The organism is Mycobacterium sp. SMC-11 (assembly GCF_046250095.1).
Classification (GTDB): domain Bacteria; phylum Actinomycetota; class Actinomycetes; order Mycobacteriales; family Mycobacteriaceae; genus Mycobacterium; species Mycobacterium heraklionense_A.
In genome coordinates this window covers 589,432-602,736 of record NZ_CP176430.1, presented here as the reverse complement: position 1 = coordinate 602,736, position 13,305 = coordinate 589,432, and the positions used below count along the sequence as shown (strand labels likewise).

15 protein-coding genes are annotated in these 13,305 nt (G+C 67.8%); 13 read left to right on the top strand and 2 right to left on the bottom strand.

Going from position 1 to position 13,305, the window contains the following annotated elements:
- The first annotated feature begins 19 nt into the window (after positions 1–19).
- The 11 genes from ACKY0X_RS02820 to ACKY0X_RS02770 all read left to right on the top strand — a co-directional run bounded on the left by ACKY0X_RS02820 (position 20) and on the right by ACKY0X_RS02770 (position 8,192).
- Positions 20–922, top strand: a complete 903-nt coding sequence (locus tag ACKY0X_RS02820) for a 1,4-dihydroxy-2-naphthoyl-CoA synthase (RefSeq protein ID WP_065041607.1) — start codon at positions 20–22, stop codon at positions 920–922.
- A gap of 32 nt (positions 923–954) precedes the next feature.
- Positions 955–1,839: an SDR family oxidoreductase gene (locus ACKY0X_RS02815; protein WP_409428223.1), complete on the top strand. Its 885-nt coding sequence runs from the start codon at positions 955–957 to the stop codon at positions 1,837–1,839.
- Positions 1,839–2,243, top strand: coding sequence for a VOC family protein (locus ACKY0X_RS02810; RefSeq protein ID WP_409428222.1), 405 nt, complete (start codon positions 1,839–1,841; stop codon positions 2,241–2,243). The genes ACKY0X_RS02815 and ACKY0X_RS02810 overlap by 1 nt, the downstream gene beginning before the upstream one ends.
- 113 nt (positions 2,244–2,356) lie before the next feature.
- On the top strand, positions 2,357–3,634 hold the full coding sequence (locus tag ACKY0X_RS02805; protein WP_409428221.1) for an inorganic phosphate transporter: 1,278 nt from the start codon (positions 2,357–2,359) through the stop codon (positions 3,632–3,634).
- On the top strand, positions 3,631–3,921 hold the full coding sequence (locus ACKY0X_RS02800) for a hypothetical protein (RefSeq protein ID WP_409428220.1): 291 nt from the start codon (positions 3,631–3,633) through the stop codon (positions 3,919–3,921). Before ACKY0X_RS02805 ends, ACKY0X_RS02800 begins: the two co-directional genes overlap by 4 nt.
- Before the next feature lie 43 nt (positions 3,922–3,964).
- On the top strand, positions 3,965–5,170 hold the full coding sequence (locus tag ACKY0X_RS02795; RefSeq protein ID WP_409428219.1) for an inorganic phosphate transporter: 1,206 nt from the start codon (positions 3,965–3,967) through the stop codon (positions 5,168–5,170).
- Positions 5,171–5,175: 5 nt separating this feature from the next.
- Positions 5,176–5,466: a hypothetical protein gene (locus tag ACKY0X_RS02790; protein WP_409429482.1), complete on the top strand. Its 291-nt coding sequence runs from the start codon at positions 5,176–5,178 to the stop codon at positions 5,464–5,466.
- A gap of 58 nt (positions 5,467–5,524) precedes the next feature.
- Positions 5,525–5,827, top strand: a complete 303-nt coding sequence (locus ACKY0X_RS02785; protein ID WP_065041613.1) for a DUF3349 domain-containing protein — start codon at positions 5,525–5,527, stop codon at positions 5,825–5,827.
- A gap of 50 nt (positions 5,828–5,877) precedes the next feature.
- Complete coding sequence (menE, locus tag ACKY0X_RS02780; RefSeq protein WP_409429481.1) at positions 5,878–6,984, top strand: o-succinylbenzoate--CoA ligase; 1,107 nt, start codon at positions 5,878–5,880, stop codon at positions 6,982–6,984.
- 68 nt (positions 6,985–7,052) lie between these two features.
- Positions 7,053–7,481, top strand: a complete 429-nt coding sequence (locus ACKY0X_RS02775) for a hypothetical protein (RefSeq protein ID WP_409428218.1) — start codon at positions 7,053–7,055, stop codon at positions 7,479–7,481.
- Between the two features lie 12 nt (positions 7,482–7,493).
- Positions 7,494–8,192, top strand: coding sequence for a TetR/AcrR family transcriptional regulator (locus tag ACKY0X_RS02770; RefSeq protein ID WP_409428217.1), 699 nt, complete (start codon positions 7,494–7,496; stop codon positions 8,190–8,192).
- 19 nt (positions 8,193–8,211) lie between these two features.
- Here the strand turns inward: ACKY0X_RS02770 and ACKY0X_RS02765 are convergent, their stop codons facing one another.
- Positions 8,212–10,041, bottom strand: a complete 1,830-nt coding sequence (locus ACKY0X_RS02765; protein ID WP_409428216.1) for a hypothetical protein — start codon at positions 10,039–10,041, stop codon at positions 8,212–8,214.
- Between the two features lie 116 nt (positions 10,042–10,157).
- On the opposite strand from ACKY0X_RS02765, the gene ACKY0X_RS02760 reads away from it, so the two are divergent.
- Positions 10,158–11,630, top strand: coding sequence for a hypothetical protein (locus ACKY0X_RS02760; RefSeq protein ID WP_409428215.1), 1,473 nt, complete (start codon positions 10,158–10,160; stop codon positions 11,628–11,630).
- A 127-nt stretch (positions 11,631–11,757) separates the two neighbouring features.
- Positions 11,758–12,489 (top strand): cutinase family protein, encoded by a 732-nt coding sequence (locus tag ACKY0X_RS02755; RefSeq protein WP_409428214.1) that lies wholly within the window; start codon positions 11,758–11,760, stop codon positions 12,487–12,489.
- 15 nt (positions 12,490–12,504) lie between these two features.
- On the opposite strand, the gene ACKY0X_RS02750 is transcribed toward ACKY0X_RS02755, so the two are convergent.
- Complete coding sequence (locus tag ACKY0X_RS02750) at positions 12,505–13,281, bottom strand: S-methyl-5'-thioadenosine phosphorylase (protein WP_409428213.1); 777 nt, start codon at positions 13,279–13,281, stop codon at positions 12,505–12,507.
- Between the last annotated feature and the right edge of the window lie 24 nt (positions 13,282–13,305).

Here is a 13,305-nt window from a genome sequence, read left to right as displayed (position 1 = left end):
CCCCGGTACGGTCGCAGGCGTGAGCAGCAACCCTTTTGACGAGAGCATCTGGCGCACGGTCGACGGCTTCGCCGACCTGACCGACATCACCTATCACCGCCACGTCACCGACGCAACGGTCCGGGTGGCGTTCAACCGCCCCGAGGTGCGCAACGCATTTCGGCCGCACACCGTCGACGAGCTGTACCAGGCGCTGGACCACGCCCGGATGTCCCCCGACGTCGGCGTGGTGCTGCTGACCGGTAACGGGCCGGCCCCCAAGGATGGCGGCTGGGCGTTCTGCTCCGGCGGGGATCAGCGCATCCGCGGGCGCAGCGGCTACCAATACGCCGCTGGAGAAACAGCGGAGACCGTCGACCCAGCCCGCGCCGGCCGGCTGCACATCCTGGAGGTGCAGCGGCTGATCCGGTTCATGCCTAAGCCGGTGATCTGCCTGGTCAACGGCTGGGCGGCCGGCGGCGGGCACAGCCTGCACGTAGTGTGCGACCTGACCCTGGCCAGCCGCGAACACGCCAGGTTCAAGCAGACCGACGCCGACGTGGGCAGCTTCGACGGCGGCTACGGATCGGCGTACTTGGCGCGGCAGGTGGGCCAGAAGTTCGCCCGGGAGATCTTCTTCCTGGGCCGCACCTACACCGCCGAGCAGATGCATCAGATGGGCGCGGTCAACGAGGTCGTCGACCACGCCGAGCTGGAAGCCACCGGTGTGCAGTGGGCCAAGGAGATCAACGGCAAATCGCCTCAGGCCCAACGCATGTTGAAGTTCGCCTTCAACCTGCTCGACGACGGGCTAGTGGGCCAGCAGCTGTTCGCCGGCGAAGCCACCCGACTGGCCTACATGACCGACGAGGCCGTTGAGGGCCGGGATTCCTTCCTAGAGAAGCGCGATCCGGACTGGAGCAGGTTCCCCCGCTACTTCTGAGCCCGCAAATACCCCGCATAGACTGGCTAACCATGAGCCGAAGCCCGCTGCGCCGCCTGACCGACCAGATCACGCTCGCCACCATGCGTCCCCCGGTCGCCGCGCAGCTGATGCACCGGCCCGGCACCAAACCCGTCGACCTCGCCGGCAAGCGGGTGCTGGTGACCGGGGCGTCCTCGGGCATCGGGGAAGCCGGCGCCGAACAGTTCGGGGCAGCGGGCGCCACCGTGATCGCGGTGGCCCGCCGCCAGGAAAACCTCGACGCACTGGTTCAGCGGATCACCGCCGCGGGCGGCACCGCCCACGCCATCGCGTGCGACCTGTCGGACCTGGCAGCGATCGACGCCCTGGTCAAGGACGTCGACGAGCGGTTCGGCGGGGTGGACATCCTGGTCAACAACGCCGGACGCTCCATCCGCCGTCCGCTGGCCGAATCCCTGGACCGCTGGCACGACGTCGAGCGGACCATGCAGCTGAACTACTACTCGCCGCTGCGGCTGATCCGCGGGTTCGCCCCGGCGATGCGCGAGCGCGGCGACGGCCACATCATCAACGTCGCCACCTGGGGCGTGTTCACCGACTCCTCCCCGCTGTTCGGCGTCTACAACGGCTCCAAGTCCGCACTAAGCGCAGTCAGCCGGGTCATCGACAGCGAGTGGGCCCGCTACGGCGTGCAGTCCACCACGCTGTACTACCCGCTGGTGAAGACCCCGATGATCGCACCCACTGCGGCGTTCCAGGGCAAGCCCGGGCTCACCGCACAGGAGGCCGGCGCGTGGATGATCGACGCGGCCAGATACCGCCCGGTCCGCATCGCGCCGCGGCTGGCGCTGGCGTTCCGCGCATTGGACAACCTCAACGCCGGTTGGGCCACCGCCATCGTCAAGCGGAACCGGATCGAGCCAGTCGAGGACTGATGGAGATCCTCGCCAGCCGGGTGTTGCTCCGGCCCACCGACTATCAACGCTCGCTGCGGTTCTATCGCGACAAGCTCGGGCTGGCGATCGCCCGCGACTACGGCGCGGGGATGGTCTTCTACGCCGGGCAGTCGCTGATCGAACTCGCCGGGCACGGCAACCCCGAACACCTGGCCGCGAACTTCCCGGGGGCGCTGTGGCTGCAGGTCCGTGACGTCGCCGCCACCCAGGCCGAACTGCAGAGCCGCGGGGTCCCCATCACCCGGGAGGCGCTCCGCGAACCGTGGGGGTTGCGTGAGATGCACGTCACCGATCCCGACGGCCTGACCTTGATCTTCGTGGAGGTTCCCGAGGACCATCCGCTGCGCCGCGATACCCGCCAGGATCGGCCCGGGAAGCCCTGAGGTTAACGACGGGGAAACAGTTCGAAACGTCTCGACATACACCGGCGTTTCGCGAGGGTGATCGTTAGACAACGGCCCCATCGAGGCCTCAGAATCAGTGCCGTGATGCTCTCGTGAGCCTTGATCTGTTCCTCTTAATCATCGTGGTGATCACGGCTTTGGCCTTCGACTTCACCAACGGATTCCACGACACCGGCAACGCGATGGCGACCTCGATCGCGAGCGGTGCGCTCAAGCCCAAGGCAGCGGTCACCATGTCGGCCTGCCTGAACCTGATCGGCGCCTTCCTGTCGACCGCGGTCGCCGCAACCATCGCCAAGGGACTGGTCGACGCCCACCTGGTGACCCTCGAGATCGTCTTCGCCGGCCTGGTCGGCGGCATCGTGTGGAACCTGCTCACCTGGCTGCTCGGTATACCGTCGAGCTCCTCGCACGCCCTGATCGGCGGCATCGTGGGAGCGATGATCGCCGCAGTCGGCGGACACGGGGTGATCTGGCACGGCGTGGTCTCCAAGGTTCTGGTCCCGGCCGTGGTTGCCACCGTGATCGCCACGGTGATCGCCTCCGTCGGCACCTGGCTGGTCTACCGCATCACCCGCGGCGTCGACGAGAAGAAGTCCGAGAGGGTGTTCCGACACGGTCAGATCGGCTCGGCCGCGCTGGTGTCACTGGCGCACGGCACCAACGACGCGCAGAAGACCATGGGCGTGATCTTCCTCGCGCTGATGTCCTACGGCGCGGTGAGCACCTCGGCCACGCTGCCGCCGCTGTGGGTGATCGTGAGCTGCGCGCTGGCCATGTCGGCGGGCACCTACACCGGCGGCTGGCGGATCATCCGCACCCTGGGCAAGGGCCTCGTCGAGATCAAGCCGCCGCAGGGCATGGCCGCCGAGTCGGCCGCTGCCTCGGTCATCCTGCTCTCCAGCCACTTCGGTTACTCGCTGTCGACCACGCAGGTCGCCACCGGATCGGTGCTGGGCAGCGGCGTCGGCAAGCCGGGCGCACAGGTGCGCTGGAGTGTTGCCGGACGGATGGTGGCTGCCTGGCTGGTGACGCTGCCGATGGCCGGCGGCGTCGGTTCGGGCGCATACGGCCTGGTGCACGGCATCGGCGGCTACCCCGGCATCACCATCGGTGTGGTGCTGCTGATCACCGCGGTCCTGGCGATCTGGCTGCGGTCGCGCCGAGCGCGCATCGACCACAACAACGTCAACGCCGAATGGGACGGCACGCTCACCGGCGGTCTCGACGCCCCCGGCGTGCAGCCCGAAGAAGCGGGCCGCGAGGTCGAGAACGCCCTCAGGTCGGCATTCGAGGCCGGCCCTGCGGGAGCCAAGCTGACTGTCGTCCCCACCGACGACCCCAACTCACGTGAGGTCATCCGGTCATGACTCAGTGGTTCAACCTCGCAGCCACCCTGAAAATCCTGGTATTCGGACTGCTGGTCGGCGGGCTGTTGCCGGCGCTGTTCGCAGTGGGTGTGCGGGTCAACGTGGCAGGTAACAGTGTTCCCGCAGTCGCCGGCACCGATGGCGGGCGCCGGCCGCTGTTGCTCGCTGCCAGCTGGGCGATCTTCCTGGTAGTGCTGGCCGTGGCGGTCGTCGGTGTGCTCTTCATCGCCCGCGACTTCCTGGGGCACCACCTGGGCTGGTACCTGCTCGGGGCCAAGCCCGCCTAACCCGGTTCGACAAGGTCGCCGTGCGGCTGCAAAAATCCGCACGGTGACCTTGGAGCTGTTCCTGTTGATCACGGTCGTGATCACCGCCCTGGCTTTCGACTTCACCAACGGCTTCCATGACACCGGCAACGCTGTCGCCACCGGAATCGCCAGCGGTGCGCTCAAGCCGAAGACCGCGGTAACGCTCTGCGCCACCCTCAACCTTGTCGGGGCGTTCATGTCGACCCAAGTGGCGGCCACGGTGGCCAAGGATCTGGTGGTCACCAACCTGGTGACGCTGGAAGTCATGTTCGCCGGGTTGGTCGGCGGCATCGTCTGGAACCTGGCGACCTGGTTGTTCGGCATCCCGTCGAGCTCCTCACACGCCCTGATCGGCGGGGTGGTCGGGGCCATGCTGGCCGCGGCCGGCACGGCCGGGGTGCGCTGGCCCGGGGTGGTCTCGAAGGTGCTGGTGCCGACGGTGATCGCCGTGCTGGCCGCGACCCTGGTCGCGACCGTCGGAACCTGGCTGGTCTACCGCCTGACGCGGGGAGTCGCCCATGGGCGCACCCTGCGAGACTTCCGGCGGGGCCAGGTTTTCTCCGCCGCCCTGATGTCCCTGGCGCACGGCACCAACGATGCGCAGAAGACCATGGGCGTGATCTTCCTCGCACTGATCTCCTACGGCGCGGCCTACAAGACCGACGTCACGCCGCCGCTGTGGGTGATCGTTTCGTGTGCGGTGGCGATGGCCGCCGGCACCTATTTCGGTGGATGGCGAGTCATCCGCACCCTGGGCAAGGGGCTCGTCGAGATCGAATCACCCCAAGGCATGGCCGCCGAATCATCCTCGGCGGCCATCATTTTGCTGTCCAGTCACTTCGGCTACTCACTGTCGACCACCCAGGTGGTGACGGGATCGGTGTTGGGTTCGGGCCTGGGGAAGCCCGGTGCCAATGTGCGCTGGGGTGTTGCCCGCCGGATGGCGACCGCCTGGGTGATCACCCTGCCGCTGGCCGGGGCCATCGGTGCGGGCACCTACCAACTGATCCACCGGATCGGCGGCTACCCCGGCACCATCACCGGACTGGCGTTGCTGGTGGGTGTCTCCGCGCTCATCTGGCTGCAGTCCCGCAAGGTCCCGGTCGACCACACCAATGTCACCGCCGATTGGGGTGCACATATGACCGATGGCCTCGAAGTGATTGCACCGCAACCGACTCCCCGTATTCCGTCTCGCGAGATCGGCACGGAGGGGGGCGGTGCGTGAACACCGTGAGTACCTGGTTCGACTACGTGGCCACCGCCAAGATCCTGATCTTCGGCCTGCTGGTGGGCACCGCGCTGCCGGCCTTGTTCGCCATCGGGGTGCGCTTGGGTGCCGCAGCCGATGGTCCGACTGAGCACCGCCGGGAATTGACCCTGCTGCGGTGGATGATCTTCGCGCTGTTGCTCACCGTCGTGCTGGCCGGCGTGCTGTTCATCGCCCGCGACTTCATCGAGCACCGTATCGGCTGGCAGTGGGATGACTGGGGCCATTGGGACGAGGTGTTTGGCCTTGAATAGACGTAATATTGCAGCTGACATGTTCCTTCCGGTGTCGGCGCGGGGAAGTTGACGCAGTATGAACAAATTTCTCACCTCGATCGTCGCCTGGCTGCGCGCCGGGTATCCCGATGGTGTGCCACAGAACGACTACGTTCCGCTGCTGGCGCTGCTGTCGCGACGCCTGACCAACGATGAGGTCAAAGACGTCGCCCGTGAATTGATCGGCCGCGGCGAGTTCGACCGCATCGACATCGGGGTCCTGATCGCCCGCTTGACCAACGAACTGCCCGCTCCGGAGGACGTCGAACGGGTGCGAGAGCGGTTGGCGGCAAAGGGTTGGTTGCTAGACGACGCCCCCACCAACGGAGGAAACCCATAGCAGGCCTGCGTGCGCTGGCCATCCCACCCGGCGATGCCCTCTCCACGCTCCTGCCCGCCTTGCAGGGCGTTCTGGACGGCCACGACGCCGCGTTCACGCCAGTAGGCCCCGACGCCGACCCGTCTGCCCTGACCGCGCTGCGGGTGGGCGATCCCATCGGCGATGACATCGCGCTGGTGGTGGCGACGTCGGGAACCACTGGAGCGCCCAAAGGCGCTCTGCTGACCGGGACGTCACTCGTGGCCAGCGCCACGGCCACCCATGACCGGCTGGGCGGGCCGGGCCGTTGGCTGCTGGCGCTGCCCCCGCACCATATTGCTGGAATCCAGGTCCTGGTGCGCAGCCTGGTGTCTGGCACCGCGCCCGTGCAGCTCGATGTTGCAACGGGTTTCGATGTCACACGGTTGCCCGCGGCGGCGGCGGCACTCGGTTCCGGCCGGCGCTACACCTCGCTGGTCGCCACCCAATTGGCCAAGGCGCTGACCGTTCCCGAGGCCGCTGCTGCACTGGCCGAGTTGGACGCGGTGTTGTTGGGCGGAGGTCCGGCGCCGCAACCGATCCTGGATGCGGCAGGCGCCGCCGGAGTGCGGGTGGTGCGCACCTACGGCATGAGCGAGACTGCCGGCGGTTGTGTCTATGACGGGGAGCCGTTGCCGGACGTCCGGCTACGCATCGGGGACGACGGGCGGATCGCGATCGGCGGCCCGACCCTGGCGCAGGGTTATCGCAATCCCGTCGAGCCGGACCCATTCGCCGAGCCAGGCTGGTTTGTGACCAACGACTTTGGCGCCCTTGATCCTTCGGGACGCCTGACGGTGCTGGGTCGCGCCGACGACGCGATCAGCACCGGCGGATTGACGGTTCTTCCCGGTCCGGTGGAGGCGGTGTTGTCGACGCATCCCGCCGTGGCGGAGTGCGCGGTGTTCGGGATCGACGACGAGCGGCTGGGGCAACGTGTCGTCGCCGCGGTCGTCGTCGCCGGTGCGACGCCACCGACGCTGGAGTCGTTACGCGCGCACGTCGCGGAGTCTCTGGACAGCACGGCGGCGCCACGCGAGCTTCACGTCGTAACTGAACTCCCCCGCCGCGGAATCGGCAAGCTAGACCGAAAAGCATTGGTACAACAATTCTCCGCCGAGGGTATTGCGCAAAATTAGACCATTGGTCTAATTTATAGACCGGTGGTCTAATAGCTTCGCCGCTGCTGGCGAAAGGGGACGCAACCATGCACACACCCACCACGTCCGTCGAGCGCACACGGTCCTTTGCGCGTGTCCTGGGACCGTTCATCGCCGTGGTTCCAGCCATCATCGCGGTGCGGGCCGGCAGCATCGGCAACCAGCTGTCGAGTTTCTCGAGCGACCCGATGTGGCCGTGGACGCTGGGCGCACTGCTGTTCGGCGGTGGGCTATTCATCATTGCGTTTCACCAATATTGGCGCGGCGTGGCCGCGGTGATCATTTCGCTATTCGGCTGGTTCCTGTTGCTGCGGGGATTCGTCTTGCTCGCTGCCCCGCAGTTGATCGCCAAGGGAGCCGAAGCCGCCACCGACACGTCAAACGGGGCCATCGGTGCGGTGCGGGCCGGATTCGGGCTGCTTGCCCTGTGCGGCGTCTACCTGACCTACGTCGGATGGCTCAAGAAGTCCGACTGATTCAATACCGTCATGCGCCGTGCCGTGAAACCCCGGGAGATCCGACGGGCCGAGCTGCTCGACCAGGCGCTGGCGCTCTTTCTGGTACGTGGCTACGACAATGTCAGCCTCAACGAGCTGCTCACAGCGACCGGTATTCCGAAAGGTGCTTTCTACCACTATTTTCCATCCAAGGATGCGTTGGTCGTCGCGTTGGCCGAGCGCAGCGCCGACGCAGCGTTGGAGGCGCTGCGCCCGGTCTTCGATCAGCCGGGGACGGGCGCGCTGGAGCGCCTCAATGGCGGGCTGGCGGCAAGCTACGACGTCAAGATGGCGACGGGGGCTCCCGAGCAGATCGCGGCGATGACGGCGCTCTTCGCGCCGCACAATCGGGGGCTGTTCGCCAAGATCGCGGAGACCTGGGAGGACCTGTTCCGCCCGGTGCTGACCCAGCTCATCAGCGAAGGGGTCGACGAGGGCGTGTTTGACACCTTCGATCCCGAGGGAGTCGGCGACATGATCCAGGGTTTTGCGGCCAGCTTGCGCAGAAACCTGATGCAGGTAGTCGATGCGCCGGACGCGAAGGCACGTCGTCGGGCCATCGACGACTGCGCGAAACGGGTCAAACTGCACGGCATCGCTACGGACCGAATCCTCGGATTGCCTGACGGGTCAACGGTTGTGCTCGATCGCAAGCAGATAGCGGCAATGGTTGCGCGTATCAGGCCGTGATCGATGCGGGAACCGCGACTCAGTCGCCTCCACCGCCGGAGCCACCACCCGATCCACCCCCGGAGCCGCCACCGGACCCACCGGACCCGCCACCCGATCCACCACCGGACCCACCGCCCGAACCGCCACCGGACCCTCCGCCCGACCCGCCGCTTGAGCCTCCGCTCGACCCACCGCCGGAACTGCCCCCGGAGTCACCGCTCGAACCCGAGGAGCTGGACCCGCCGCCGGAACTGCCGGCAGAACCGCCGGAGCTGCCACCGGAACCGGCGGAAGCACCTCCAGAGCCGCTGCTCCCGGAGCCTCCGGAATCACTGCCAGATCCGCCCGAACTACCGCTGCTCGACCCCGAACCGCCTGAGCCGACACCGCCAGATCCACCGGCGTCGCTGCCGGATCCACCTGAACTGGGCCCGCCCGAGTCACTGCCCGCTCCAGTGCCGCCCGAACCGCTCTCGTCGGATCCTCCCGAGGTGCCGCCGGACCCGCCGGAATGACCGCCCGAGCCGCTATCGCCCGAACCACTACCGGATCCGCCCGGATTACTGCCGGAGCCACCAGTACTTCCGTCGCCCGCGCCGGTGCCGCCCGAATGCCCACTACCGGAGTCGCTGCCGCCGGAATGGCCACCGGTGGAACCGTTATCGCCGGAACCCACACCGCCCGAACCCGTGTCACCGGAACCATTGCCGCCTGTGCCACCCGTATCAGTGCCGCCGGTGCCCGTGCCACCCGAACCGGCATCGCCGCCGGAATGACTGCCGCCGCCGTGATCACGACCCGATCCGCCACCGCCGCTACCACTGCCACCCGACCCGGGAAGCCAACCGCCGCCACCACCAACAGGTCCGGTGATGATCGGGATCGGAATCGGGAACGGAATCACCGCTGGCGGTGCGGGCGCGGGCGCCGCCGGAGGCGCCGGAAGAACCGGTGCCGGGGCAACGATGGCCGGGGCCGGATTCGCCGGGGCTACAACAGGATTAGGGGCGGGAGCCTGCACAGCGGGCAGCCGCACCGGCTTCGGAGCGGGCAGCACCGGCATGAAGTTGCCGGGCACCGGCTGGGCCTGCGGCGGCTGCGCCACCACCGGTGGCTGCGACGGCGTGGACGCGGCCGTCGGGCGAATGCCGATCGTCACGGCGACGGCCAACGCCGCGCACCCGGCCACCAGAATCCCACCGACCGAACTGCCTACCAGCAGTGCCCGTCCCACCGGCGGCGGTGGCGCAGGCTGCTCGCCGGCTTCAGCGCCGTCTCCCCCGTATTCGGAGCCGTAGTCGTCGTAGCCCTCGTAGCTTTCATAGTCGCCCTCGGCGTCGGCGTACTCCACCGGCAGCAGTTCGGAGTCATCGTCAGTCATCGAGTACGCGAGCTGCTGTTCCTGTAGTTCTGGCTGCTCGCCCTCAACCGCCGGGGCCAGCACCGTGGACGTTCCGTCCGGGACGCCGGCGTCCGCTAGCGCGGGCGCGGCCATCGTCGCGTCGCCGGCCGGGGTAGGCAGCCACGTCGTCTCGCCGTCCTCGCCCGAGGCGTTGCGCGCCAACGCCACTGCCGAACGCGCCTGGGGCTGCTCGGAAACGTTCTCGACTCCCGCATCCTCGAGGGCGCGGCGAACCTCCGCCAGCAAATCCGAGTCCGACCAGCACAGGCGGGTAGCGGCCAGCCGGTGGCCCTCGTCGGCCAACATGCGGTGGGTTCCGGTCACCGTCTCGATCAGGGTTTCGACCGGATTGCGCGTCAGATCGAGCATGGATTCGTCGAGCACGGCATCGCCGTAGGCGTCCGATTCGACGAGCGCCAAGCGGGCGAGCGCGCCGGTAACCGACACTCCGAGCGCGACATCCATTGCGCGTCTCCTTCCGCGGCCACTCCTTGGACACTCTAGCCGCGCGGATCGATCATCGAGCGGACCGATCTGCGCAGTTCAATGGCGTATGCCTCTCCCGCGGTTAGGGTGAGCAGGTGATCGCCGAGTCGACCAGGAGCTGGAATATCGGCCGCGATGCGACCGCTGCGGCACTGCTGCTCGCGGCGCCAGCGTTGCCGTGGAGCCTGTACTTCGGTGTCGGCATTCCGACTGGCAAGCCCGGACTGTTCGTCGCCCTGGCTGTGGCCACCGTGCTCGCGCTCACCGCGATCGCCGCGACCTACGTCGGGCCCTGGGGGCTCTTGCGCGTGCCCAACAAGCCCGCCGTCGCGGGACGGCTGCGGCTGTTGCTCTGCGCTCCGTATCTGGTATTGCTGCTCGGTGTAGTGGCCGCCGACGTGGTGCAGACCGTCCGCTACGGCGGCAGCCCCCGGCCCCCGGGCGGCGTCGGGCCGGGCGCGTTGGCCGGCGCCGCAGGGGCGTTGCTCGCTGCCCAGCCGGTGCTCGCCGGGCCGGTGCGCCTGTGGCGGCGCGCGGTCCGGACGCTCGGCTACGCAGCGATCGTCGGTGCCACGTTGAGTGTGCTGTTCAACTTGTATTGGCGGGTGCGCTACGCGCTACCGGACGCCGATTCCACGACCGGCTTCGGTCGCCAGCAAGTCGCGATCATTGCGACCGCGCTGATGTACGGCGCGGTGGCGTGGGCCACGGTAGTTGTCGCCTCGAGGTGGGTTCTGCAGCGCGACAAAGCGTCCCAGCTCGCTGTTGTCCTGCTCGGCGGGACCGCTCTAGTCGCCGGGATCCTGGTGTGGGTGCTGCCGGTGGGCCGCGACATCGACGGCTTTCACGGGATCGCGCAGAACACCTCCACGGCCGGGGTCGGCTTCGAGGGCTATCTGGTGTGGGTGGCCGCCGCGGCACTATTGGCGGTGGCGGCAGCGCGCGACGCTTCGGCGACGACGTGGCTGGGTGCCATCCGGAACACGTTGTTGCTGATCGCGATCTGGAGCCTGGGGTCGGCACTGATGCGCGTGGTCGATCTCAGCGTCGCGGTCGGCCTGGACCTGCCGTATTCGCCGTACGACAGCGCGGCGATGGCCTCCTTCGATGTGGTGGCCGCGGTCATCGCGATCTGGCTGCGGCTCAATCTGGGCAATCACTCCGTGCCTGCGGCGGCCGTCTGGTCGGTGAGCGCCGTCCTGTTCGGTTTCACGATCGCCCGCGTCGTGGTGGGTGTCGGTCTGGCTCCGCGGCTCGCGGAGGCCCAGCGAGCCAGTGCATGGGCGAACCCGGTGTACGGCAACGGACTCGCGCAGCAGATCACCAGCACGTTCGACGTGCTGCTGTGTGGCCTTGCACTGTGCGGCCTGGTGGTGGCAATCGTCGTCGGACGCTTGACGGTGCCCACCGACGACCGCCCCAAGCCCGGCGAGCCCGGCACACCCCGCATCTTCCGGTCCGCGGACTCACCCGCCGTCGCCGCCGCGGGCGGACCGAAGATCTATCGGGGAAGCGACGATTCGGCCGGAAACGGCGAAGTCGTTCAGGGCAGCTCGAACGGCAACTGAGCCCCTCCCTGCGGCACACCCAAATACGGCTGCGCCAAGGCGTTTATCGGGAGCCGACGACGGGTAGCCGAAACTGCGTTTCAGCTCTTGAGCCCGGGTCGGGTGAACGATACGAATGAGGGTCACGATGTACATCACTGCATTGGCCGCAACGACGGCTCGGCGCATCACCCGATACCTGGCTACAGCGATGGTGCTGGGCGCCGCACTGCTGTCCCCCGGCGTCCCGTCCGCTTCAGCGCAGCCCTGTCCCGACGTGGAGGTGGTGTTCGCGCGCGGCACCGGCGAGCCACCCGGCGTCGGCGGCATCGGTCAATCCTTTGTCGATGCGCTGCACGCCAAGGTGGGTGAGCGCTCCTTCGAGGTGTATCCGGTCAACTACGCCGCCAGCAACGATTTCGGCGGTGGGGTCGACTTCGCCCGCACCGTCGTCGATGGTATCCGCGACGCCGGCACCCACATCGAGAACACCGCGGCGAACTGCCCCAACACCCGAATCGTGCTGGGCGGCTTCTCGCAAGGTGCGGCGCTGGCCGGCTACACCACCTCGGCGGAGATCCCCAAGGAAGTCCCCGCCGACTACCTCGCCTACATCCCCAAGCCGATGCCGTCGTCGGTGGCCGACCACGTTGCCGCAGTCGTCTTGTTCGGCACTCCCTCCGCGGAGTTCCTTTCACCCAACGGTGCGCCGCCGGTGCGGATCGGTCCGCGGTATGCGTCCAAGACCTTGGAACTGTGCGCCGACGGCGACACCATCTGCAACGGCGCCCCGGCCGGCGGACCGCCCTTTGCGCACGCGTCGTACGGCGTCAACGGCATGACCGAGCAGGGCGCCGAGTACGCGGCCGCCCGCCTTTGAGCGCGCTACGTCGATTCAGGGCAGCTCGAACGGCAACTGAATGCCCTCGTGCGGCAAGCAGTGCGTGCAGGTCCGCTCTTCGTCGATCCGCTCGATGGCGTCGTGCACCAGCTTCTTGAACGGTTCGATGTTCTTCTGGAACTCCGCGAACACATCGACGGCCTTCACCCCACTGCCGACATCGACACCTGCATCCAAGTCGGTGACCAGAGCTACTGCGGCATAACACATTTCCAGTTCACGAGCCAGCACCGCTTCGGGATATCCGGTCATGTTGATCAGGCGGAATCCCGCCGCGGCGAACCATTGGCTTTCGGCGCGGGTGGAGAACCGCGGGCCCTGGATCACCACCATGGTTCCGCCGTCGACCACGTCGGGCAGGGCGGTCACCACGTTGCGCAGCGTCGAGCAGTACGGGTCGGCGAACTCGACGTGCACGCCGCCGTCATCGAAGTAGGTGTCGGCGCGGCCCCGGGTGCGGTCGACCAGCTGATCGGGCACCACCACCGAGCCGGGGGGCAGTTCCGGGGTCAGGCTGCCGACTGCGCAGGGCGCGAGGATCCGTCGCACCCCCAGCGCCCGCAACGCCCACATGTTGGCCCGATAAGGCACCGTGTGGGCCGAATACTCGTGGGCGGCCCCGTGCCGCGGCAGAAATGCCACTTCGTGGCCGCCGACGGAACCGACCGTGATCTCTGCACTGGGCGTCCCGTAGGGAGTGTCGCAACTGACGCGGCGTGCATCGTCACCGAAGAACGAGTAGAAACCGCTACCGCCGATCACGCCCAACATATCGCGCCGCTTCCTCCTCATCGC

Coding starts and splice junctions, on each gene's coding strand:
- ACKY0X_RS02755 (WP_409428214.1), top strand. CDS start 11,758: ATGTACATCACTGCATTGGCCGCAACGACGGCTCGGCGCATCACCCGA.
- ACKY0X_RS02775 (WP_409428218.1), top strand. CDS start 7,053: ATGCACACACCCACCACGTCCGTCGAGCGCACACGGTCCTTTGCGCGT.
- ACKY0X_RS02800 (WP_409428220.1), top strand. CDS start 3,631: ATGACTCAGTGGTTCAACCTCGCAGCCACCCTGAAAATCCTGGTATTC.
- ACKY0X_RS02765 (WP_409428216.1), bottom strand. CDS start 10,041: ATGGATGTCGCGCTCGGAGTGTCGGTTACCGGCGCGCTCGCCCGCTTG.
- ACKY0X_RS02785 (WP_065041613.1), top strand. CDS start 5,525: ATGAACAAATTTCTCACCTCGATCGTCGCCTGGCTGCGCGCCGGGTAT.
- ACKY0X_RS02815 (WP_409428223.1), top strand. CDS start 955: ATGAGCCGAAGCCCGCTGCGCCGCCTGACCGACCAGATCACGCTCGCC.
- ACKY0X_RS02750 (WP_409428213.1), bottom strand. CDS start 13,281: ATGTTGGGCGTGATCGGCGGTAGCGGTTTCTACTCGTTCTTCGGTGAC.
- ACKY0X_RS02770 (WP_409428217.1), top strand. CDS start 7,494: ATGCGCCGTGCCGTGAAACCCCGGGAGATCCGACGGGCCGAGCTGCTC.
- ACKY0X_RS02810 (WP_409428222.1), top strand. CDS start 1,839: ATGGAGATCCTCGCCAGCCGGGTGTTGCTCCGGCCCACCGACTATCAA.